Source organism: Oscillospiraceae bacterium, from assembly GCA_025758045.1.
Taxonomy (GTDB): Bacteria; Bacillota; Clostridia; order Oscillospirales; family Ruminococcaceae; genus Gemmiger.
In genome coordinates this window covers 694,304-715,895 of the sequence record CP107208.1, presented here as the reverse complement: position 1 = coordinate 715,895, position 21,592 = coordinate 694,304, and the positions used below count along the sequence as shown (strand labels likewise).

Below are 21,592 nucleotides of genomic sequence, written 5' to 3'. Positions count from 1 at the left end.
TGCCGTAGATTCTAACGAATCTACGGCATTTTGCTGGTCGAGGTGACAGGACTCGAACCTGCGGCCTCGTGGTCCCAAACCACGCGCGCTACCAACTGCGCAACACCTCGGTGTGTATGCCGGGGCGAACCCAGCTCTCTTATTATAATACCGGCGGCGGGGTGCGTCAAGCATTTTGGCGGCTTTTATGTGGCGGGGTGCTTTCTTTTTGCGGTGGGGTGTACTATAATGGATGACGGTGTGAAATAACAGCAAAAGGAAACTGAAAAATGGAACAGGAAAAGAACAAGCCCTGGGCGTTCAGCCGCAGGGTGTTTTGTGACGGCATGCGGGACGGGTTCCCCATTGCACTGGGATATTTCGCGGTGGCGTTCTCGCTGGGCATTGCCGCGCGGCACGCGGGCTTTACCCCGATGCAGGGCTTTTGGGCCAGCCTGCTGAACAACGCGTCGGCAGGGGAGTACGCCGCCTTTACGCTGATTGCGGCCAAGGCCACTTACTGGGAGGTGGCGGTCATCACGCTGATCGCCAACGCACGCTACCTGCTGATGAGCTGTGCCCTGGCCCAGCGGTTTGCGCCGGGTACGCCGTTCTGGCACCGGCTGGTCATTGGGTATGACGTAACGGACGAGCTGTTCGGCATCACCATCGCCCGGCCCGGCCATTTAAACCCCTATTACACCTACGGCGCGATTTTGCTGGCAGCGCCCGGATGGGCTGTGGGTACGGCGCTGGGCATTATGGCGGGCAATGCACTGCCGCTGCGGGTGGTCAGCGCGCTGAGCGTGGCGCTGTACGGCATGTTTTTGGCGATCATCATCCCACCGGCGCGGAAGAACCACATCATTGCCGGGCTGGTGGCGCTGAGTTTCGCGCTGAGCCTTGCCTGTAATTATCTGCCGGGGATTTCAGCCATGTCTGACGGTACCCGCACGATCCTGCTGACGGTGGTCATTTCGGCAGCTGCGGCGGTGCTGTTCCCGGTGAAGGACCAGCTGGCAGAGGAGGGCGGCAGCGATGAATAATTATATCTACATTGCCGTGATGGCCTTAGTCAGCTACACCATCCGCATCCTGCCTTTGACGCTGATCCGCAAGCCGATCCGCAACCGGTTCATCCAGTCGTTTTTGTATTACGTGCCCTACGTGACGCTGGCGGTCATGACCTTCCCGGCCATCATCCACGCCACCCAGACGCCGATCTCCGGCGCAGTGGCCCTGGCGGCGGGCATTGTGGCCGCCTGGCTGGGAGCAGGGCTGTTTCCGGTTTCGGTTCTTTGCTGCGTTTTGGTGTTTGTGATTGAGCTGTTTGTTTGAATTCTTGATTTTATTTTAAGGGTCTGCCTTGCGGGCGTCACCACCATGCGGTGACGCCCTTTTATAATGACAGGATGCCGTAATAAAAAGGCCCTGCCGCAGGGTGGGCAGGGCCGGGGTGGCAGCACATGATCCAAACAAACTTCAAACAAACTCCCGCCAGGTCTCCTCGGCCGACGATTGGAATTCGCCCAGTTCCTGGCAAAGCTTCCTCGCACCGGGGCTGGCGGCGGGATAATCTTTTTCGGCCCGTTTGCAGTCCAGCACGCCCTGGCCGCTGCCTTCGGCCAGCATGGTGGCCAGGTTGCGGGTGGACTTGTCCATCATGGTGCGGGTGCGGATGCCCATGCTCACGCTCATGCGGGCGGCAGCGCTCTGGCCCTGGGCCTCGGCCCCGATGGCATCCAGTGCGGTGTGGGCCGCCTGGTTGATGCGCCGATACTCCCGCTTCTGGCGCATCATCTCGTCTTTCAACCGCTGGTCGTGGGTCAGGCCCATCAGCTCGTCCAACGTGTTTTTGCCCATCTCGGTGTTCTGCACGATCTCCTGGAGCATTTTTTCATTATCGGTTTGCATAACAAAATCCCCCTTGTGTACGTGGTGGTCGGTCAACCATAGTATGTACACAAGGGGGATGTTTTTATGCAAAGATCACAGGCGCTGCTGGGCCAGAGAGAACATCATGTCCCAGGCCGGGGTCTCGCCCCATTCGGCGCTGGCCAGCTGCACGGTAAAGCTGCCGCGGCGGGACAGGCTGATGCTGAACTCCCGGCGGGAGTTGTCCAGCGCGTCCTGCAGTTTGCGGGCTACCTGGGCGGCGGGGGTACCCACCGTTACCACGGCGAACAGGCCGTCTTCCAAACGGGCCAGCACGGCGGCCTTGTCGTCGGTGCCGACAGACAGCTGCAGGATACCGGCGGCCGTGTTCAGGCAGCAGTCGGCCGCATTGGCGGACTCGTTCTGGCGCAGGCTCCAATACTCGTTCACGCGGGCCATCACCACGCCCACGGGCTTGCCGGCCTGGGCCTGGGGCTCGGCGTAGCGGCGGTACTCGGTGTCCAGATAGCGGGCATTGTACACGCCGGTCAGGTAATCGCGGCGCAGCTCCTCCTGCATCTGGGCCAGCACGCGGTTAAAGGAATTCTCGGCCCCGGCAGAGGATTGCAGATTGTGGGGCATGCAGCAGTGGAAAGCCAACACGCAGGGGCGGGCGTCCGCCTGGATGCCCTGGTACAGCACCAGCTCCGGGCCGTCATCGGCCTGGGCCAGCTGCACGCCGCGGCCGGTCTCATCCAGCGCGGTCAGTTCCTCGGCTTTATCGGTGGGCTGCAGGGTGGCGGGGTCCAGCACGGTGCCCAGGTAGGGGTCCAGTACACTGACCTTGCCGTAGACCTGCTCCAGCGCGGTGATCGCGGTGGACAGTTCAGCGAGGGTATACTCAAATTTCATGTCAGTTCCTCATTTTTAAAACAAAAGATCCCTATTAGGAAAATAACTTTCAAGTACCAAACTATTGTATCACAAAATACGATTGCTGGATAGTTCTGCCTTGCACAAAGAATTTGCGCACCACAGCGCAAAACATTGTTTAGGTTCACAAAAAAAGCAGATGCTGCGTTATAGAAAACACCCCGCACGGTCCCTGGCTGGATACGCGGGGACCATGCGGGGCTGTTATGCGATTATTTCCGGGTGGCCGGTGCGCGGAAGTACCGCACGGTCATGGCCTTGATCTCCCTGGCCAGGGCGGGGGTGAGCTTCTTCTCATCCACGCGCCACTGCCAGTTGCCCTGGGCCACGCCGGGGGTGTTCATGCGGGAGGCAGACGGCTCCTCCAGCCAGTCGGCCATCGGGATGATGGCCAGGGCGGCGGTGCTGGCCATCACGCCGCGCAGCATGCCGCGCAGTTCGCCTTCGGCCTTGTTCAGGGCAAAGTATTCACGGGCCTGCTGGCGGTATTCGGGGGTCAGCTCCTCGCCAAACCAGCCGGCCAGCGTATTGTTATCGTGGGTGCCGGGGTAGGCCACGCAGTTGCGGGGGTAGTTGTGGGGCAGGTCGACGCTGTCCTCGCCGGTAAAGGCAAACTGCAGCACCTTCATGCCGGGGAAACCGCTGTCGGCCAGCAGCTGGCGGACCGAGTCAAACATCTCGCCCAGATCTTCGGCCACGATGGGCAGCTCGCCCAGGGCGTTGTGCAGGGTGCGGAACAGGTCCATGCCGGGGCCGTTCTCCCAGCGGCCGTTGCGGGCGGTGCTTTCCCCAGCCGGGATAGCCCAGTAGGTGTCGAAGCCGCGGAAGTGGTCGATGCGCAGGATGTCGTAGATGAACAGGGCGTGGCGGATGCGGCGGATCCACCAGGCGTAGCCGGTGCGGCGGTGGTAGTCCCAATCATACAGGGGGTTGCCCCACAGCTGGCCGTCGGCGGCAAAGTAGTCCGGCGGGCAGCCTGCCACGCGGCGGGGCTTGCCGTCGGCGTCGGTCTCAAACAGTTCGCGGCCCGCCCAGGCATCGGCGGAGTCGGCGGCAACGTAGATGGGAATATCACCCATGATGGATACGCCTTTGCTCTTGGCATAGGCGTGCAGGGCGCGCCACTGGCGGTCGAACTCGTACTGGACAAACGCCCAGAAGCCGACCTCCTCGGCGTGTTCCTCTTTAAAAGCAGCCAGGGCGGCGGGGTCGCGCAGGCGCAGGGCCTCGGGCCACTGCTGCCAATCCACCATGCCGTTGTCCCGCTTGATGGCCATGTACAGGCAGTAGTCGGGCAGCCACTCGCAGCTCAAAAACTGGAAGCGGTACCAGTCATCGGGGTAGGGGGTGTCGTAGCCGGGCACGGGGCGCTGCTTTAAAAAGTTGGCGTAGGCCTTGCGCAGCACGTCGAAGCGCTTCTCGTACAGGGTGCCGTAGTCGATGTGGGCCGCGTCGCCGCCCCAGTGGATCTTGGCAAAATCCCGGCGGGTCAGCAGGCCATCCTTGACCAGCTGATCCAGATCAATAAAGTAGGGGTTGCCCGCAAAGGCGGAGCAGCTCTGGTAGGGACTGTCGGCATAACCGGTGGGGCCGACCGGCAGGATCTGCCAGATCGTCTGCCCGGCGACAGCCAGGAAATCCACAAACTTACGGGCGGGTGCGCCCATGCTGCCGATGCCATAACCGCCCGGCAGGCTGGAAAGCGGCATAAGAATACCGCTGCAACGTGCAAAACCCATTTGCTATCCTTCTTCTCTTTCGCTAGTGTTTTTAATGTACTCTTTATTCTGCACCCAGGGCTGCCAAAGCGGCCTGGGTAAAGGCAGTGCGCTCGGCCTTGCCGCGTGTGCCGCCCTGCAGGGCCTCCTCGTTGGCCGTAAGGGCCTGGGCCGCTGCCGCCGTGGGCAGGTCGATGCCCGGCAGGATGGCGGTGTTGACCTGCTCCACCTGCATCGCGCCCAGCGTGGTGGTGTCGGACGCGGTGTTCCACGGGGTGATGACGCCCAGCGTGTTGGTCAGGGCTTTTTCGCCATCGCCGCTGGAGTACAGCCAGAGCACGGCGCTCTCGGCGGATTTCAGTGCGGCGGCATCGCCGGTGTCCTGAAGGGCGAAGCAGCCCGCATTGGCCAGGATGGGGTAGTCCAGCAGGCCGGTGAGGTTGTACTCCTCGGTGGTCAGATCGCTGTCCTCCAGGTTGGTTTTGAAGGGGATCAAAACCAAATCCTGGCAGGCGTCGGCCCCGTAGGCGGCCAGCAGGTCGGTCAGCCTGGCCCGGCGGAACAACCCGCCCTCGGCACTGTCGGCCATGGCGTCCCATTCCAGCGAGACGGCGCTGTAGATGCCGTTCAGCGGGCCGGTCAGGGCGTCGGCCGTATACTGGCCGTCCGCCGCCAGCACGGCCACAGTGTAGCCGCTGGTGCGGTCCAGCGGCGGGGCAAATACGCCGGTGGCGGTCAGGGCTTCGGGCCGGGCCTCCGGCAGGGTGCGGTCGGCGCCGTTTAAGGTGACGGTGGCGGCTTTCGGCTCGGCCAGCCAGTCCTGCAGGGTCTCCACAAAGTCGCTCCACTCGTCCCAGCTGGCATTCTGCAGGGCTTCGGCAGCGCCATCACCCAGCAGGCTGTTCAGCAGACTGCCGCTGACCCAGTAACCGTACAGGCTGCGGCCTGCGGGCAGGGAGGCGGCACTCCCGGTAATATTGGCGCGGGCGGCGGCTGCGGCCAGCAGGGGATCGCTGGTCACATCCAGGGTGGTGCCGTCCGGCTGGTGGTCCAGCGCCAGCAGGCTGGCGGTGCTGGCATCGTCCGTCCAGTTCAGGGCCACGCCCTGGGCATCGGCATAAGCCTGCAGGGCGGGGGCCAGCCCGTCAGCGGCATAGGCGGTAAGCACCTGAGGAGCAGGCTCGGGGGCCGTCTCCACCGTGGCAACGCTTTCCACCGGGGCCGCCGCGCAGGCGGTAAGCAGCAGCGCCGATAACGCCAGCGCCGCCGGGGTGATTTGTTTTTGCATAGGTTTGAAGTTCTCCTGGTAGGAAATGATGGGCACAACAGGGAAGTGACCTACTTGTAGGGGGCGATGCTTGCATCGACCCGCGGGCGGATGCAAGCATCCGCCCCTACAGAGGGCGAGCCCTCCTAAATTTCAGCCCATATATTTCTTATTATATAGGAAATGAAAGGTTTTTTCCACACCTGTTTTGTGTTATAATAAGAAAAATCTGATTTTTTTGAAAGGAGTCTCCTTTCTGTGACGCAAAAGTTATACGAAACAGACGCTTATGTGCAGGAATTTGCTGCAGCCGTGCTCTCCTGCACCCCGGCCAAGGGCGGCTATGCGGTCGTGCTGGACAGGACTGCCTTCTTCCCTGAGGGCGGCGGCCAGCCCTGTGACCTGGGCACGCTGGGCACCGCGAAGGTGACCGACGTGCATACCGACGGCGCCACCATCACCCATACCACGGACGCTCCGCTGGAGCCGGGCACCGCTGTGACCGGTCGCATCGATTGGCCCCGCCGCCTGGATGCCATGCAGCAGCACACCGGCGAGCATATCCTCAGCGGCACCCTCCACCGCCTGTTCGGGGCCGAGAATGTGGGCTTCCACATCGGCACCCCCTACGTGCGGATGGACACCAGCATCCCGCTTTCCGCCGCCCAGCTGGCCCGGGCCGAAGCCGAAGCCAACGCCGCCGTGCGGGCCGACACCCCCGTGAACTGCTACATCCCCGACGCCGCCACCCTGGCCGCCACCGAGTACCGCAGCAAAAAGGAGCTGGACGGCCCCGTGCGGCTGGTGGAAGCCGGCGGCGACTGCTGCGCCTGCTGCGGCACCCATCTGGCCCGCACCGGCGAGGTGGGGCTGATCAAAATCATCTCTGCCCAGCACTACAAGACCGGCATGCGGCTGGCTGTGGCCTGCGGGCAGCGCGCCTATGACGCCGTGGCCGCCATCTGTGCCGACGCCGAGGCCGCGGGGCGCGTGCTCTCTGCCCCCGCGGGCAGCCTGACCCCGTCGGTGGAGAACCGCCAGAACGGCGAAGCTGTCCTAAAGCAGCGCATTGCCGCGCTGCAAAACGCCCTGGCGGATGCCTACGTGCAGGCTGCAGCGCCCGACCGGCCCGCCGTGCTGTGGGCCGAGGGAGCCGACGGCGACGGCCTGCGCCGCATTGCCATGGCGGTCTGCGCGGGCACAAATCAGGTCGCCTGCGCCCTCGCCCCCGGCGGGCAGGGCCTATCCTACGCGCTGGCCGCCCCCGATGGCACCGATGCCCGCGCCCTGGGCAGGGCACTGAACGAAGCCTTTGCAGGCCGGGGCGGCGGCAAGCCTGCCTTCTGCCAGGGCAGCCTGGCTCAACCAGGCCTTACGCCCGATGTCGTCCGCGAGAAACTTTCTACATTATTATAACAGGAGACACTCCCATGAGAATGCGTTTTAAACCCTATGCCCGCCCCGAACTGCTGGCCTGCGACTTCCATGTGCACGAGCCGCTGACCCACGGCGGCCACTGGCACGAGACCTACGCCCGCCCCGACCAGCCCTGGCACCTGGAGCTGGGCTGTGGCAAGGGCGGTTTCCTGGCGCAGCTGGCCCCCCGGCACCCGGACATCAACTACCTGGGCATCGACATCACCGACAAGGTGCTGATCCTGGCCAAGCGCAAGGTCGAGGCCGCCTATGCCGAGCGCGGCATGACCCCTGATAACGTCAAGATCGCCAGCATCGACATCGAGCGCCTGAGCAATGCCTTCACCCCTGCCGACCGGGTGGACCGCATCTACATCAACTTCTGTAATCCGTGGAGCAAAAACGCGGGCAGCAACAAGCACCGCCTGACCCATCCCCGCCAATTGCTGCAATACCGCCAGCTGATGGATGAGGGCGCGGAGATCTGGTTCAAGACCGACGACGATGACCTGTTCCGGGACAGTTTGCATTACTTCCCGGCGGCAGGCTTTGAGATCACCTGGCAGACCTTTGACCTGCACGCCAACGAGCCGGATTGGAACCTGCGCACCGAACACGAGGGTATGTTTACCGAGATGGGCATCCCCATCAAGGCGTTGATCGCCCGCAAAGGTCCCGACAGCACCGTGACCTGGGTGGAGCCCAAGACCCTGGCCAAAGAGCTGGAAGCCGAGGAAGAGGAGGAAGCCGCCGAAGCACCCGCCCCGCAGGAGGACGCCGAATGACCCAGACAGAAATCTTTTCATTTGTCGTACAAACGCTGTATTGGTTCTTCCTCTACGGCTGTATCGGCTGGGGTGTCGAGGTCGTCTACGCCGCCATCAAGGAGCGGCGGCTCGTCAACCGCGGGTTCCTCTGCGGCCCCATCTGCCCCATTTACGGCTGCGGCATGGTGGTGCTGAACTGGACGGTGGCCGCGCTGGCCCCCTCCGGCGAGGGGAAAAGCGTCAGCACCGTGGCGGTGTTCTTTGTGGGCATGGTGCTCACCACCGCCATCGAGCTGGTGGGCGGCTGGACGCTGTTCAAAATTTACCACATCCGTTGGTGGGACTACTCCAACATGAAGTTCAACATCGGCGGCTACATCTGCCCGCAGTTCTCGCTGCTGTGGGGCCTGGGCAGTGTCATCATGGTCAAGGTGGTGCACCCGGCGCTGGCCAAGGCCAGCAGCCCGCTGTCCATGAAGGTGCTGGTGCCTGCCGAAGCCGCCGTGCTGGCGCTGTTTGTGGTCGACCTCATCGTCTCTGCAGCCGCCGCCACCGGTCTGAACAAAAAGCTGAAGGAGATCGACGAGGTGCGCGCCCGCCTGCGTGTGACCAGCGACAAGCTGACCACGGTGCTGGGCGTCAGCGCCATGACCGCCGATACCATTTTAGACGAGCAAAAGCTGCAGCTGGCCCTGGCCAAGCTGGAAGGCCGCGAGAACGCCGCCGAGTTGAAGCTGGAAATGCTGCTGCGTGCCAACGAAATGCGCGCCAAGCTGCGTGACATCAGCGTGGATAAGATAGGCACCCGCCGCTTGCTGCGGGCCTTCCCGGATATGAAGAGCCTTACCTACGCCGAGACGCTGGCCTCCACCCGCGCCGGCGTCCGCCGCCTGAACGAGCTGGCCGCTGCCGCCAGGACCGCTGCCAAAGAGATGGCCCAGACCGCTAAGGAGACCGCGCAGACCGCCGTGGGTACAGCTGCCGCCGCCGCCCAGACGGCAAAAGAAACGGCTGCCAATGCCGCGCAGTCTGCGGCCCAGACCGCCAAAGAGGCTGCCGCCTCGGCGATCCAAACGGCCCGGGAGACCGGCATCAGCACGCCCCAAAGCACCAAGCCCGCCAAAGACGAACCGGGCCAATAAAGCCAATAAGCATGCGCTTCGCCACGCCCGGCGGGGCGCATCTTTTTTGCGACGGTGGTTTCTGGCAAAAACAGCCACCCCTTTATCAAAACTGCGGAACTACGGAAGTACTTATATAAATTACATAGATATGTTAATTATAACTACTTCCATAACTCCGGAAGTAGTTGGAAACACCAGGGTACTTCCGGAGTTCCGCAGTATATATACCGGGCGGAAATACCCGGAAGTAGTTCTTTGACTGCCGCAAAATCCATGCGCTGCGGCACCCCTATCGGCAGCAAAAAAGCAGCAGGGCTTTCCCGACCCTGCTGCTGACCTTATATACTTTATAAATAAGCTGGCATCCCACTCGCTGGGACACCTCCTGGATGGCCCCCTCTGGGAGGGGGCTCCCGCGAAGCGGGTGGGGGAGAGAGCCTGAGATTTGGTAGCAGTTAATTTGCTTGTCTCTCCCTCAGTCTGCGCTTCGCGCAGCCAGCTCCCTCGCAGAGGGAGCCTTTTTACCTATAATCAGTTTAACTTCTTCCCAAAGAATTCCAGCTCCGGCTTGATGACCTTCATCAGGGCGTCGAACTGGTCGGGCGTCAGGCTCTGGGCGCCGTCGCTCTTGGCCTTGGCCGGGTTGTTGTGCGTCTCGATCATCAGGCCGTCCGCGCCCACGGCCACGGCAGCCTGGGCCAGCGCGGGCACCATAAAGGCGATGCCGGCAGCGTGGCTGGGGTCGATGACCACAGGCAGATGGGTCATCTTTTTCAGCATCGGCACGGCGGAAATGTCCAGCGTGTTGCGCATGCTGGTCTCAAAGGTGCGGATGCCGCGCTCGCACAGCACCACGTTGGGGTTGCCCTCGGCCATGATGTACTCGGCGCTCATCACCAGCTCCTCCAGGGTGGAGGACAGGCCGCGCTTCAGCAGCACAGGGGTCTTCAGGCGGCCCACGGCTTTCAGCAGCTCAAAGTTCTGCATATTGCGTGCGCCGATCTGGATCATGTCCACGTGGGCATCCTCAAACAGGTGGATGTGCTCGTTGTTCATCAGCTCGGTCACGATGGGCTGGCCGGTCACAGCGCGGGCCTCCTGCAAAAGCTCCAGGCCCTCGGCACGCAAACCCTGAAAGCTGTACGGGCTGGTGCGGGGCTTGAACGCGCCGCCGCGCAGGATGCTGGCACCCGCGGCCTGTACGCGCTGGGCTACATAGGTGATCTGCTCCTTGCTTTCCACGCTGCAGGGACCGGACATCACGGCAAAGTACCCGCCGCCGATCTTGTGCCCGCCCACGTCCACGATGGTGTCGTCCGGGTGGAACTTGCGGTTGGCTTTCTTGTACGGCTCGGTCACGCGGCGGCAGGTCTCCACCACCGGGTTGGCCAGCACCCAGCTTTCGGCCAGGGACTTGGTGTCGCCGATCAGGCCCAGGATGTGGGTATCGCTGCCCACGGAATCGTTGATCTGGTAGCCCATATCCTCCAGCTCGTGGCAGAAGGAGTCGACCTGCTCGGCCGGGGCGTGCTGTTTTAATACGATGATCATAATGTGTCTCCCATTTAAACTTTTGGATTCCTGGCGCAATCGTCGCCGGCGTTCGTGTTTTTTATCGAATGATGACAGTCTAACACTTTAAATCGCTAAAGTCAACCCCTCTTGCCAAAATTTTGCAGGGGACGTATAATGGACATATCTTAAGGCAATACCGCATAATTCTAAGTGCCGATACGGCGAGCGAGGTGCGGCAGCTGCTAAGCCAAAAGCGCAGATAATACTGGATGTCTTATCGAGCATTTTGGCAACGCAGATGCCGTGCCGCAGCCGCCGGAGCGGTGCTTAAGCCGTTAGACGGGAATTGTGCGGTGTTGCCTTATATAAAGGGAAAAGCACAAACCTTTGTAGGGGCCCGCTTGACGGCCAAAACGAAGGCCGCCAGCCAGCAAAGCTGGTCCGCTCGTGCGGTTCAATGCCCCGCAGGGGCATTGATCGCTGCGCGACCCCGCAATGCTTGCATCGGCCCGCACCCTATACTATATAATAAAAGAGGTCATCTCAAATGGCAAAAGAAGCAAAAACCAACGCCATGCGCATGCTGGAGCGCGCCAAGGTCAACTATACCGCCCACGAATACCCCCACGAGGAAGGCCAGGCCGTTGACGGCGCCAACGTCGCCCGCCTGACCGGCCAGGACCCGGCCCGCGTTTTTAAAACGCTGGTCACCCAGGGGGCAGACCATAACTATTATGTGTTTGTCGTGCCCGTGCTGGCCGAGCTGGACCTGAAAAAGGCCGCCAAGGCCGCGGGCGTCAAAAGCGTGGCCATGATCCACGTGGCCGACATCAATAAAGTCACCGGTTATATCCGCGGCGGCTGCAGCCCTGTGGGCATGAAAAAGCAGTTCGTCACCGTCTACGATGAAAGCTGTCTGGCCCAGCCCACCATCATGGTCTCCGGCGGCCGCATCGGCACCCAGGTGGAGTGCGCCCCTGCTGATCTTATCAAGGTGACCCGCGGCAAAACGGCGGCCATCACCCAGGAGCACCAGGCATGATGCGGCTGGATAAGTACCTGGCCGAGCGCACCGGCATGACCCGCAGCGAAAGCCGCAAGGCCATCACCAAGGGGCGCGTGATGGTCGCGGGCAAGATCTGCCGCAAGGCGGATACCCAGTTGGACGAGACCGCCGCGCAGATCGCGCTGGACGGCGCGCCGTTGGCAGGCGAATATAAAAAGTATGTGTATATCATGCTCAATAAGCCGGAGGGCGTCGTCAGCGCCAGCCGCGACAAGCGGGATACCACTGTGGTGGACCTGGTGGCCGCGGACTACCCCCGGCGGGAGCTGTTCCCGGCGGGCCGCCTGGATAAGACCAGCACCGGCTTTGTACTGCTGACCGATGACGGTGCCCTGGCCCATGACATCCTGGCCCCGGCCCACCATGTGGACAAGCAGTATTTGGTTACGCTGGACACTCCGCTGACCGAGGAGATGCGCCGCGGCTTTGCGGCGGGCGTCACCCTGGCCGACGGCGAACACCTGGCCCCCGCCGAGGCCGAACCGGCCGAGGATGACCCCTGCACCGTGCGCGTCACCCTGCACCAGGGCGTCTACCACCAGATCAAGCGCATGTTCGGCGTCTACGATGCCGGCGTCAACACCCTCCACCGCCTTTCCATCGGCGGCGTTGCATTGGATGAGGCCCTTGCCCCCGGCGAGTACCGGGAACTGACCGAGGAAGAACGAAAACAATTGCAGAACTAAGGCTGCCCTAGAGTGGCGACTCCCCGCAGGGCGGGAAATTTGTAAAAAAATCTGAAAAAAGGTGTTGACAAACGCTTACGGCGATGGTATTATATACAAGCTGTCCGGCGGGACACCCCGTAAGGAGAGCGCAGCAGGACCTTGAAAATTGAACAAAACTGAAACTTGTGGAACCTTGAACGTGGGTTTGGAAACCCACGATAATCAATTCCAAATTTACAAGTAATTCATACAGGACGCAAGCGATTGTGTCTGAGTGATTACAGAGATTTAACGCTTTTGAATGGCGATTAAATACCATTTATAAAGAGTTTGATCCTGGCTCAGGACGAACGCTGGCGGCGCGCCTAACACATGCAAGTCGAACGGAGCTGAGAGGAGCTTGCTTTTCTTAGCTTAGTGGCGAACGGGTGAGTAACGCGTGAGTAACCTGCCCTGGAGTGGGGGACAACAGTTGGAAACGACTGCTAATACCGCATAAGCCCACGGTATCGCATGATACTGAGGGAAAAGGATTTATTCGCTTCAGGATGGACTCGCGTCCAATTAGCTAGTTGGTGAGGTAACGGCCCACCAAGGCGACGATTGGTAGCCGGACTGAGAGGTTGAACGGCCACATTGGGACTGAGACACGGCCCAGACTCCTACGGGAGGCAGCAGTGGGGGATATTGCACAATGGGGGAAACCCTGATGCAGCGACGCCGCGTGGAGGAAGAAGGTTTTCGGATTGTAAACTCCTGTCGTTAGGGACGATAATGACGGTACCTAACAAGAAAGCACCGGCTAACTACGTGCCAGCAGCCGCGGTAAAACGTAGGGTGCAAGCGTTGTCCGGAATTACTGGGTGTAAAGGGAGCGCAGGCGGACCGGCAAGTTGGAAGTGAAATCCATGGGCTCAACCCGTGAATTGCTTTCAAAACTGCTGGCCTTGAGTAGTGCAGAGGTAGGTGGAATTCCCGGTGTAGCGGTGGAATGCGTAGATATCGGGAGGAACACCAGTGGCGAAGGCGACCTACTGGGCACCAACTGACGCTGAGGCTCGAAAGCATGGGTAGCAAACAGGATTAGATACCCTGGTAGTCCATGCCGTAAACGATGATTACTAGGTGTTGGAGGATTGACCCCTTCAGTGCCGCAGTTAACACAATAAGTAATCCACCTGGGGAGTACGACCGCAAGGTTGAAACTCAAAGGAATTGACGGGGGCCCGCACAAGCAGTGGAGTATGTGGTTTAATTCGAAGCAACGCGAAGAACCTTACCAGGTCTTGACATCCGATGCATAGTGCAGAGATGCATGAAGTCCTTCGGGACATCGAGACAGGTGGTGCATGGTTGTCGTCAGCTCGTGTCGTGAGATGTTGGGTTAAGTCCCGCAACGAGCGCAACCCTTATTGCCAGTTACTACGCAAGAGGACTCTGGCGAGACTGCCGTTGACAAAACGGAGGAAGGTGGGGATGACGTCAAATCATCATGCCCTTTATGACCTGGGCTACACACGTACTACAATGGCGTTTAACAAAGAGAAGCAAGACCGCGAGGTGGAGCAAAACTCAGAAACAATGTCTCAGTTCAGATTGCAGGCTGCAACTCGCCTGCATGAAGTCGGAATTGCTAGTAATCGCGGATCAGCATGCCGCGGTGAATACGTTCCCGGGCCTTGTACACACCGCCCGTCACACCATGAGAGCCGGGGGGACCCGAAGTCGGTAGTCTAACCGTAAGGAGGACGCCGCCGAAGGTAAAACTGGTGATTGGGGTGAAGTCGTAACAAGGTAGCCGTATCGGAAGGTGCGGCTGGATCACCTCCTTTCTAGGGAGTCAGACGTTCAGCTAAAGCAGGTCTTTGGCTGAACGGACAGGAAAGCAAGTTTCAGTATTGTTCAATTTTGAGGGCCGTGCAAACGGAACCTCAAAGCATAAGGGACACAGCGAAACCCGAAACGTGAAAACGCGGGGGTATAGCTCAGTTGGGAGAGCACCTGCTTTGCAAGCAGGGGGTCAAGGGTTCGAATCCCTTTATCTCCACCATTTGGGCTGATAGCTCAGCTGGTTAGAGCACTCGGCTGATAACCGAGAGGTCGATGGTTCGAGTCCATTTCAGCCCACCACTGGTAATCCAGTGCGCTGGGTTACCCAAAGCCTTATGCGATGTACCTTGAAAACTGAATATAGAACTGCGAAATGAGATTTTATTAGCTATGTAAAATTCCTGATTTTAAATTAAAATCTATAATTTCACCAAGCGGAACTGAAGCTTAGTAATAAGCGACAGTAAAATGGTAAAATCTCGTTGGCAAATGGAGAATCTGAAATAAAGATATGTTTTGCGAAAGCGAAACAACGGTCAAGCTACAAAGGGCGCAAGGAGAATGCCTTGGCACTGGGAGCCGATGAAAGACGTGATAAGCTGCGATAAGCCTTGGGGAGGAGCAAATATCCATTGATCCAGGGATTTCTGAATGAGGAAACTCACCGAAGCTCATACTTCGGTACTGCACACTGAATCCATAGGTGTGTGGGGGGAACCGCCTGAACTGAAACATCTAAGTAGGGCGAGGAAGAGACATCAAACGAGATTCCGTTAGTAGTGGCGAGCGAACGCGGAAGAGGGCAAACCGGAAGGAGAAATCCTTCCGGGGTATGGACCGCTTTTAGGACTTAAGTTGCTAGCTGAATGGCATGGGAAGGCCATCCAAAGAGTGTGAGAGACACGTAAGCGAAAGCGACGAGAGCTGCGCGAGTTCCAGAGTACGGCCAGACACGTGAAACCTGGTCGGAAGATGGGGGGACCACCCTCCAACCCTAAATACTACCCAGTGACCGATAGCGTATAGTACTGTGAAGGAAAGGTGAAAAGGACCCCGGGAGGGGAGTGAAAGAGAACCTGAAACCTTGTGCCTACAAGCACATAGAGCACATCAACGTGTGATATGGTACTTTTTGTAGAACGGTCCGGCGAGCGATTGTATGTTGCGAGCTTAAGCACTTAAGGTGTGGAGGCGTAGCGAGAGCGAGTCTGAATAGGGCGTTCAGTAGCATGCAATGGGCCCGAAACCGGGTGACCTACCCATGATCAGGCTGAAGTGAAAGTAAAATTTCATGGAGGGCCGAACCGACCTCCGTTGAAAAGGCGGCGGATGAATTGTGGGTAGCGGAGAAATTCCAATCGAACTCGGAGATAGCTGGTTCTCCCCGAAATAGCTTTAGGGCTAGCCTCATATTAGATACCCGGAGGTAAAGCACTGAATGGCCTAGCGCCCGAGAGGGTAGCGAAGCCTATCAAACTAAGAATGCCGGAGTATTGATGTATGGGAGTCAGACAGTGTGAGATAAATCTCATTGTCAAAAGGGAAACAGCCCAGATCTACAGCTAAGGTCCCAAATTGTATCTAAGTGGAAAACGATGTGGAAATACGCAGACAACCAGGATGTTGGCTCAGAAGCAGCCACTCATTTAAAGAGTGCGTAATAGCTCACTGGTCGAGCGTCTCTGCGCGGAAAATTTAACGGGGCTAAGATACAAACCGAAGCTTAGGCTGCAACGAAAGTTGCGGGGTAGGGGAGCGTTGTGTAAGCGGAGAAACAGTAGCGTAAGCGGCTGTGGAGTTTACAGAAGTGAGAATGCCGGAATGAGTAGCGCGAATGTGGTGAGAATCCACATGGCCGGAAACCTCAGGTTTTTGGAGGAAGGTTCGTCCGCTCCAAGTTAGGCGGGAGCTAAGGTAAGGCCGAAAGGCGTAGCCGATGCACAGACGGTAGAGATTCCGTCCCCACCGAAAGACTTAAGCACAGGGACACTTTCAGAAGGTCGGAGCCAGGTGTTGGTTCTGGTAGTGATCGAGGGAAATATAGTACCGAAGTCCGGCTGGAAGAGAGGCGAGAAAAGCTGTGTGTATGTTTAAGGTGCCCGTACCGCAAACCGACACAGGTAGGTAGGAAGAAGATTCTAAGGCCAACGGGAGAAGGGTTGTTAAGGAACTCGGCAAGTTGACCCCGTAACTTCGGAATAAGGGGTGCTCACGAGAGTGAGCCGCAGAGAATAGGCCCAGGCAACTGTTTACCAAAAACACAGGTTTGTGCTAAATCGAAAGATGACGTATACGAGCTGACGCCTGCCCGGTGCTGGAAGGTTAAAAGGAGATGTGCAAGCATTGAATTGAAGCCCCAGTGAACGGCGGCCGTAACTATAACGGTCCTAAGGTAGCGAAATTCCTTGTCAGGTAAGTTCTGACCCGCATGAAAGGCGTAATGATCTGGGCACTGTCTCAACAGCCCGCCCGGCGAAATTGTAGTACCGGTGAAGATGCCGGTTACCCGCGACAAGACGGAAAGACCCCATGGAGCTTTACTGTAGCCTGATATTGGGTTTCGGTGTTGCATGCACAGGATAGATGGGACGCTGGGAAAGAGTCGCTTTGGCGATTCTGGAGCGGACGTTGGGATACCATCCTTGCGACATTGGAATTCTAACCTGCGCCTCTGAATCGAGGCGGGGGACATTGTCAGGTGGGCAGTTTGACTGGGGCGGTCGCCTCCTAAAAAGTAGCGGAGGCGTTCAAAGGTTCGCTCAGCTTGGACGGAAACCAAGCTAGAGAGTGCAAACGCAAAAGCGAGCCTGACTGCGAGACTGACGGGTCGAGCAGAGACGAAAGTCGGAGTTAGTGATCCGGTGGTATGTGAGTGGAAATGCCATCGCTCAACGGATAAAAGTTACCCTGGGGATAACAGGCTGATCTCCCCCAAGAGTCCACATCGACGGGGAGGTTTGGCACCTCGATGTCGGCTCATCGCATCCTGGGGCTGAATTCGGTCCCAAGGGTTTGGCTGTTCGCCAATTAAAGCGGTACGCGAGCTGGGTTCAGAACGTCGTGAGACAGTTCGGTCCCTATCTGTCGTGGGCGCAGGATATTTGAGAGGCGCTGTCCCTAGTACGAGAGGACCGGGATGGACGAACCTCTGGTGCACCAGTTGTCACGCCAGTGGCACAGCTGGGCAGCTATGTTCGGATCGGATAAACGCTGAAAGCATCTAAGCGTGAAGCCGGCCTTAAGATAAGATATCCCACTGAGTCAATCAGGTAAGACCCCTTGAAGACTACAAGGTTGATAGGCACAGAGTGTAAGCGGAGTGATCCGTTCAGCTAGTGTGTACTAATAGGTCGAGGGCTTGACCCCATCTTTATGAGATACTCTATTTGCTAAAGCAGTTCGATATTCAGTTTTGAGGGTACATCCTCAGAAAAAAGAGACGGTCGGTGTCGATGACGGTGAGGTTCCACCTGTTCCCATTCCGAACACAGAAGTTAAGCTCACTCGTGCCGAAGATAGTTGGCTGGAGACGGCCTGTGAAAATAGGTAGATGCCGACTTCTCTTTTAAGCAAAGCGCCTTATCCCGCAAGGGGTAAGGCGCTTTTGCTATTATAAAATAGCAGCAAAAAAGCCGCCCCTGCGGGCGGCTTACCATACAATTATGCGTGGGTATATGTATTCTGGCGGGGCTTATCCAGCTTGGCACCATACTTATTATAAACATCGCGTAAAATTACGGTACGGCGGACCATGCCGATGAAGACATTGCGGTCGTCTACCACCGGGACAAAGTTCTGGTCGATGGCGGCCTGCAGCAGACTGGGCATGTCGGTGGTGACGGTGACGGCCTTGTAGTCGCGGCGGCGGGGGAAACTGGAGATGGGCACGTCCTCGCTGGCCTCCAGGTCAAGGCCGTGCAGGTTCTTGATGCCCCACAGAATGTCCCCCTCGGTGATGGTGCCCACATACTCGCCGTTGCGTTTCAGCACGGGGATGGTGGCAAAGCGTTGGTTCGCCCATTTTTCCAGCGTTTGACGCAGGGTGAAATCCTCGTAAATGTACAAAACATCCTGTTTGGGAGTAAGGAAAAACAAAAGGTTCATGCGAAAATGGCACTCCTTTTCTTGTGTGATGGGAAATCAGTAACCGAATTGTCTTACTTTTAGTATATACGCTTGCAAAGCAAAAATTGTGAAGCGTTTGTTAAAAAAGCGTAACGGCACAATTTTATCGCAAAGCCACTGTTCAAGCGGGTAAAAAAGGTGTATAATTACAATGATTAACGTGGTATAGCCCACAAAGGAGGATCGCAGATGATCACCAAGGTCAATCCTTACGGACATATTTCTCTGACCAACGATTATTTCTCCGGCTTAGTGGAACAGGCCGCCAAGCAGTGCTACGGCATTGCAGCCATGGGCCAGGCCCCGGCCGAAAGCGTGGTGCGCAATGCCCTGCGCACCGGCAGCCTGCCCCCCAAAGGCGTTACCGTGACGCAGGAGGAAGGCCGTCTGGTCATCGCACTGCATATCAAAGTTGGGTATGGTCTGAACATTTCCACCATCACCCAAAGCATTACCCACCGCGTAAAGGACGAAGTGGAACATGCCACCGGCCTGAAAGTGGCACGCATTGACGTGTTTGTCGACGACATTATCGCTGACTGATGGGCGTTTAACAGAAAACATGAGGTGTAATAAAAACATGATTACTGGCCAGACCCTGCGCGACGCCATTCTTTCCGGCGCCAACAACATTGCTAACCAGCGTGTCCGTGTGGACGAGCTGAACGTTTTCCCTGTGCCCGATGGCGACACCGGCACAAACATGAGCATGACCATCGGCGCCGCCCGCGGCGAGCTGGAGGCTCTGCCCGACACCTGCACCGTGGCCGAAGCCAGCAAGACCGCTGCTTCCGCCATGCTGCGCGGCGCCCGCGGCAACTCCGGCGTTATCACCAGCCTGCTGTTCCGCGGCTTCTCCAAGGCCCTGAAGGGCAAGGATGAGGCCAGCGCCGAAGACCTGGCCAACGCCCTGAAGATGGGTGTTGAGGCTGCTTACAAAGCCGTTATGAAGCCCACCGAGGGCACCATTCTGACCGTCTCCCGTCTGGCTGCCGAGAAGGCCGCCGAGTGCACCGAGATGGAGATCCCCGCCATGTGGGACGCCACCCTCGCCGCCGGTCAGGCTGCGCTGGAGGATACCCCCAACCTGCTGCCCGTGCTGAAAAAGGCTGGCGTCGTGGATGCCGGCGGTCAGGGCATCATGTTCATCTTTGAGGGCATGAAGCAGGTCTTTGACGGCGGCGAGATCGTTGCCGGTGCCGAAGTGGCCGCTAAGCCGAAGGTCTCCAGCGAGGCTGCCGGCAAGGGCGTCTTCACCGACGACCTGATGAAGGTTGAGGACATCAAGAACGGTTACTGCACCCAGTTCCTGCTGCATAAGGATCCCGGCGCCAGCGTGACCCGCCTGCGCGCTTTCCTGGAATCCAACGGCGATTCCGTTGTGGTCATCGAGGATGACGACGTGGCCAACTGCCATGTGCATACCTCCGACCCCGGTATGATGCTGAGCGAGGCTATCAAGTATGGCTACCTGACCAACTTCAAGATCGAGAACATGCACGAGCAGTTCCTGGCCCGCCAGAAGCAGGCCAAGGGCTTGGAGAAGCAGGCCGAGGCCGAAGAAAAGAAGGACAGTGAGTTCACCTACGCTGCCGTTGACCCCGAGCGCGAGTACGGCTTTGTGGCTGTGGCCGCCGGCGAGGGCCTGAAGAATGTGTTTGCCGACCTGGGCGTTGACGCTGTCGTCAGCGGCGGCCAGACGATGAACCCCTCCACCGAGGACATCCTGGCGGCGATCCAGAGCGTACCGGCCAAGACTGTGCTGGTCCTGCCCAACAACAAGAATATCATCATGGCGTCCGAGCAGGCGCAGAAGCTGGCCGACCGCAAGGTCATCGTGCTGCCCACCCGCACCGTGCCCCAGGGCATGACCGCCATGCTGAACTTTGACCCCGAGCTGAAGCCCGAGGAGAACGCCGTTGGCATGATGCAGGCTGCTGACCATGTGAGCACCGGCCTGATTACCTATGCCGCCCGTGACAGCGAGTTTGACGGCAAGCCCATCAAGAAGGGTGAGATCATGGCGCTGGAGAACGGCAAGATCGTGGCCACCGGCACCGACATCGTCAAGATGACCTATCGTCTGGCCCGTTCGATGAAGAAGAAGGACAGCCAGTTCATCACCGTGATCTCCGGCTGCGATGTCAGCGACGAGGACGCCGAAAAGACCACCGAGATGGTGCGCACCAAGTGCGGCAGCAGTGTCGAGGTCAGCCATATCAGCGGCGGCCAGCCGGTTTACTACTACATGATCAGTGTGGAGTAATTGACGTTATAACATTGGAAAAAGGCGAATTTGGGATGAGACCGAGTTCGCCTTTTTTGGTATATCTTTGTTATTGATTTTTGCTTGCGGCTGCCGTTCCGTGCCACCCTGCGGCACTTCACGCGCTTTAACGGCGTGTTGCCTTTATGTGTTCCTTTTGGAGACCCAAAAGGAACCGAAAAGGTCCCCGCTACTTCCGATAGCGCGGGAGGCCCGGCTTAGGGGCTGCTTGCCCCTAAGTACCGGCGGCGACTGCTGCGGTTTTCATTTTTCAAAAAGCAATCCACAGAAAATCGTTGGTCCTATGTATCAAATAGTAAGGAGCAAGCCGAATGGAAAAGCGATACGGCATCTTGATACTTGGCACTTTTGCCTGTGCCGCATGTTTCCTGTTATCCGACTGCGCAGGGCCAGCTGCGGAACAGTCATCCGTTCAGCCACCCTATGACGGGCAGACCCAGGATGCCGATGTCTTTATCGACATGCCGAACCTGCGCCAGTATGGCGGCTACACCTGCGGGACCACCTGCGTGCAGATGGTGATGAACTGGCTGGACCCATACCAGGCCGATTGGAACCTTGCCGCCTATGAGGAAGAACTTGGCACCAACGAGGAAGCCGGAACCCCGCCAGGCAGCATTGTCAGCTTTTTTGAGGAAAACAGCGTAACCGTCACGGCAAAAGAGAACCGAACCACGCCAGAACTGGCTTCGGCTCTGTACCAGGGGCACCCTGTGCTGCTCTGCATTCAGGCATGGGCCGCGGCAGAGGATGGCTACAACACCCAAAATTCCGATGATGCGGACACCTATTTGGCCGAGGGGCACTGGGTCATCTGTGTCGGCTACCAGAAGCAGGAGCTGGGTTATGTATTTTACTTTAACGATCCGGCGTGCGTTGGCTATTGCATGATGAGTGAGCAGGATTTGAACAACCGCTGGATCGATATGGATACTGAGGGAAATGTTTACGACCACTACGGCATTGAAATCACTGCGGACGGAACGAGTTATAACCCCGATGGGGTGTTTTATCTGGAATAG

16 protein-coding genes, 3 tRNA genes and 3 rRNA genes are annotated in these 21,592 nt (G+C 58.5%); 15 read left to right on the top strand and 7 right to left on the bottom strand.

What is annotated here, in order from left to right:
- Positions 1 to 34: 34 nt before the first annotated feature.
- Positions 35 to 110: transfer RNA gene (locus OGM81_03550), tRNA-Pro, on the bottom strand.
- Positions 111 to 269: 159 nt separating this feature from the next.
- On the opposite strand from OGM81_03550, the gene OGM81_03545 reads away from it, so the two are divergent.
- Together OGM81_03545 and OGM81_03540 are read left to right on the top strand one after the other, a co-directional pair.
- Positions 270 to 1,025, top strand: a complete 756-nt coding sequence (locus OGM81_03545; protein ID UYJ44218.1) for an AzlC family ABC transporter permease — start codon at positions 270 to 272, stop codon at positions 1,023 to 1,025.
- Positions 1,018 to 1,317, top strand: coding sequence for an AzlD domain-containing protein (locus tag OGM81_03540; protein ID UYJ44217.1), 300 nt, complete (start codon positions 1,018 to 1,020; stop codon positions 1,315 to 1,317). Before OGM81_03545 ends, OGM81_03540 begins: the two co-directional genes overlap by 8 nt.
- 144 nt (positions 1,318 to 1,461) lie before the next feature.
- Here the strand turns inward: OGM81_03540 and OGM81_03535 are convergent, their stop codons facing one another.
- The 4 genes from OGM81_03535 to OGM81_03520 form a co-directional block, all read right to left on the bottom strand.
- Positions 1,462 to 1,893 (bottom strand): hypothetical protein, encoded by a 432-nt coding sequence (locus tag OGM81_03535; protein UYJ44216.1) that lies wholly within the window; start codon positions 1,891 to 1,893, stop codon positions 1,462 to 1,464.
- A 75-nt stretch (positions 1,894 to 1,968) separates the two neighbouring features.
- Positions 1,969 to 2,766, bottom strand: a complete 798-nt coding sequence (locus tag OGM81_03530) for a diguanylate cyclase (GenBank protein UYJ44215.1) — start codon at positions 2,764 to 2,766, stop codon at positions 1,969 to 1,971.
- Positions 2,767 to 2,999: 233 nt separating this feature from the next.
- On the bottom strand, positions 3,000 to 4,526 hold the full coding sequence (gene malQ / locus OGM81_03525) for a 4-alpha-glucanotransferase (GenBank protein ID UYJ44214.1): 1,527 nt from the start codon (positions 4,524 to 4,526) through the stop codon (positions 3,000 to 3,002).
- Positions 4,527 to 4,569: 43 nt separating this feature from the next.
- Entirely contained in the window at positions 4,570 to 5,793 is a 1,224-nt protein-coding gene (locus tag OGM81_03520) for a hypothetical protein (protein UYJ44213.1), read from the bottom strand.
- Between the two features lie 237 nt (positions 5,794 to 6,030).
- Between OGM81_03520 and OGM81_03515 the strand changes: the two genes are divergently transcribed.
- The 3 genes from OGM81_03515 to OGM81_03505 are packed head-to-tail and all read left to right on the top strand — an operon-like array spanning position 6,031 to position 9,097.
- Complete coding sequence (locus OGM81_03515; GenBank protein UYJ44212.1) at positions 6,031 to 7,188, top strand: alanyl-tRNA editing protein; 1,158 nt, start codon at positions 6,031 to 6,033, stop codon at positions 7,186 to 7,188.
- Positions 7,189 to 7,202: 14 nt separating this feature from the next.
- Positions 7,203 to 7,973: a tRNA (guanosine(46)-N7)-methyltransferase TrmB gene (gene trmB / locus OGM81_03510; protein ID UYJ44211.1), complete on the top strand. Its 771-nt coding sequence runs from the start codon at positions 7,203 to 7,205 to the stop codon at positions 7,971 to 7,973.
- The gene (locus OGM81_03505; GenBank protein ID UYJ44210.1) at positions 7,970 to 9,097 is read left to right on the top strand and encodes a putative ABC transporter permease; all 1,128 of its coding nucleotides are present in this window, start codon (positions 7,970 to 7,972) and stop codon (positions 9,095 to 9,097) included. Before trmB ends, OGM81_03505 begins: the two co-directional genes overlap by 4 nt.
- A gap of 513 nt (positions 9,098 to 9,610) precedes the next feature.
- Here OGM81_03505 and aroF read toward each other — a convergent pair.
- Positions 9,611 to 10,630 (bottom strand): 3-deoxy-7-phosphoheptulonate synthase, encoded by a 1,020-nt coding sequence (aroF, locus tag OGM81_03500; GenBank protein UYJ44209.1) that lies wholly within the window; start codon positions 10,628 to 10,630, stop codon positions 9,611 to 9,613.
- A 511-nt stretch (positions 10,631 to 11,141) separates the two neighbouring features.
- Here aroF and ybaK point away from each other — a divergent pair.
- The 7 genes from ybaK to rrf all read left to right on the top strand — a co-directional run bounded on the left by ybaK (position 11,142) and on the right by rrf (position 17,717).
- Entirely contained in the window at positions 11,142 to 11,636 is a 495-nt protein-coding gene (gene ybaK, locus OGM81_03495) for a Cys-tRNA(Pro) deacylase (GenBank protein ID UYJ44208.1), read from the top strand.
- Positions 11,636 to 12,346 (top strand): rRNA pseudouridine synthase, encoded by a 711-nt coding sequence (locus tag OGM81_03490; GenBank protein UYJ44964.1) that lies wholly within the window; start codon positions 11,636 to 11,638, stop codon positions 12,344 to 12,346. Before ybaK ends, OGM81_03490 begins: the two co-directional genes overlap by 1 nt.
- 300 nt (positions 12,347 to 12,646) lie before the next feature.
- A 16S ribosomal RNA gene (locus OGM81_03485) occupies positions 12,647 to 14,160 on the top strand.
- Positions 14,161 to 14,302: 142 nt separating this feature from the next.
- A tRNA-Ala gene (locus OGM81_03480) sits at positions 14,303 to 14,378 on the top strand.
- Between the two features lie 3 nt (positions 14,379 to 14,381).
- Positions 14,382 to 14,458: transfer RNA gene (locus OGM81_03475), tRNA-Ile, on the top strand.
- A gap of 234 nt (positions 14,459 to 14,692) precedes the next feature.
- Positions 14,693 to 17,524 (top strand): 23S ribosomal RNA (locus tag OGM81_03470).
- Between the two features lie 76 nt (positions 17,525 to 17,600).
- Positions 17,601 to 17,717 (top strand): 5S ribosomal RNA (gene rrf, locus OGM81_03465).
- The 16S, 23S and 5S rRNA genes sit together here with 2 tRNA genes alongside, the layout of an rRNA operon.
- A 101-nt stretch (positions 17,718 to 17,818) precedes the next feature.
- Here the strand turns inward: rrf and OGM81_03460 are convergent.
- The gene (locus OGM81_03460; GenBank protein ID UYJ44207.1) at positions 17,819 to 18,262 is read right to left on the bottom strand and encodes a CBS domain-containing protein; all 444 of its coding nucleotides are present in this window, start codon (positions 18,260 to 18,262) and stop codon (positions 17,819 to 17,821) included.
- A gap of 210 nt (positions 18,263 to 18,472) precedes the next feature.
- On the opposite strand from OGM81_03460, the gene OGM81_03455 reads away from it, so the two are divergent.
- The 3 genes from OGM81_03455 to OGM81_03445 all read left to right on the top strand — a co-directional run bounded on the left by OGM81_03455 (position 18,473) and on the right by OGM81_03445 (position 21,592).
- Positions 18,473 to 18,826: an Asp23/Gls24 family envelope stress response protein gene (locus OGM81_03455; protein ID UYJ44206.1), complete on the top strand. Its 354-nt coding sequence runs from the start codon at positions 18,473 to 18,475 to the stop codon at positions 18,824 to 18,826.
- A 37-nt stretch (positions 18,827 to 18,863) separates the two neighbouring features.
- Complete coding sequence (locus OGM81_03450) at positions 18,864 to 20,549, top strand: DAK2 domain-containing protein (protein UYJ44205.1); 1,686 nt, start codon at positions 18,864 to 18,866, stop codon at positions 20,547 to 20,549.
- A 332-nt stretch (positions 20,550 to 20,881) separates the two neighbouring features.
- Positions 20,882 to 21,592, top strand: a complete 711-nt coding sequence (locus tag OGM81_03445) for a C39 family peptidase (protein UYJ44204.1) — start codon at positions 20,882 to 20,884, stop codon at positions 21,590 to 21,592.

What these genes read in the sequence shown, in the direction of transcription:
- malQ (UYJ44214.1), bottom strand. Translation starts at nt 4,526, where the DNA reads ATGGGTTTTGCACGTTGCAGCGGTATTCTTATGCCGCTTTCCAGCCTG.
- aroF (UYJ44209.1), bottom strand. Translation starts at nt 10,630, where the DNA reads ATGATCATCGTATTAAAACAGCACGCCCCGGCCGAGCAGGTCGACTCC.
- OGM81_03450 (UYJ44205.1), top strand. Translation starts at nt 18,864, where the DNA reads ATGATTACTGGCCAGACCCTGCGCGACGCCATTCTTTCCGGCGCCAAC.
- OGM81_03535 (UYJ44216.1), bottom strand. Translation starts at nt 1,893, where the DNA reads ATGCAAACCGATAATGAAAAAATGCTCCAGGAGATCGTGCAGAACACC.
- OGM81_03505 (UYJ44210.1), top strand. Translation starts at nt 7,970, where the DNA reads ATGACCCAGACAGAAATCTTTTCATTTGTCGTACAAACGCTGTATTGG.
- trmB (UYJ44211.1), top strand. Translation starts at nt 7,203, where the DNA reads ATGAGAATGCGTTTTAAACCCTATGCCCGCCCCGAACTGCTGGCCTGC.
- OGM81_03540 (UYJ44217.1), top strand. Translation starts at nt 1,018, where the DNA reads ATGAATAATTATATCTACATTGCCGTGATGGCCTTAGTCAGCTACACC.
- OGM81_03455 (UYJ44206.1), top strand. Translation starts at nt 18,473, where the DNA reads ATGATCACCAAGGTCAATCCTTACGGACATATTTCTCTGACCAACGAT.
- OGM81_03460 (UYJ44207.1), bottom strand. Translation starts at nt 18,262, where the DNA reads ATGAACCTTTTGTTTTTCCTTACTCCCAAACAGGATGTTTTGTACATT.
- OGM81_03445 (UYJ44204.1), top strand. Translation starts at nt 20,882, where the DNA reads ATGGAAAAGCGATACGGCATCTTGATACTTGGCACTTTTGCCTGTGCC.
- OGM81_03530 (UYJ44215.1), bottom strand. Translation starts at nt 2,766, where the DNA reads ATGAAATTTGAGTATACCCTCGCTGAACTGTCCACCGCGATCACCGCG.
- ybaK (UYJ44208.1), top strand. Translation starts at nt 11,142, where the DNA reads ATGGCAAAAGAAGCAAAAACCAACGCCATGCGCATGCTGGAGCGCGCC.
- OGM81_03520 (UYJ44213.1), bottom strand. Translation starts at nt 5,793, where the DNA reads ATGCAAAAACAAATCACCCCGGCGGCGCTGGCGTTATCGGCGCTGCTG.
- OGM81_03545 (UYJ44218.1), top strand. Translation starts at nt 270, where the DNA reads ATGGAACAGGAAAAGAACAAGCCCTGGGCGTTCAGCCGCAGGGTGTTT.
- OGM81_03490 (UYJ44964.1), top strand. Translation starts at nt 11,636, where the DNA reads ATGCGGCTGGATAAGTACCTGGCCGAGCGCACCGGCATGACCCGCAGC.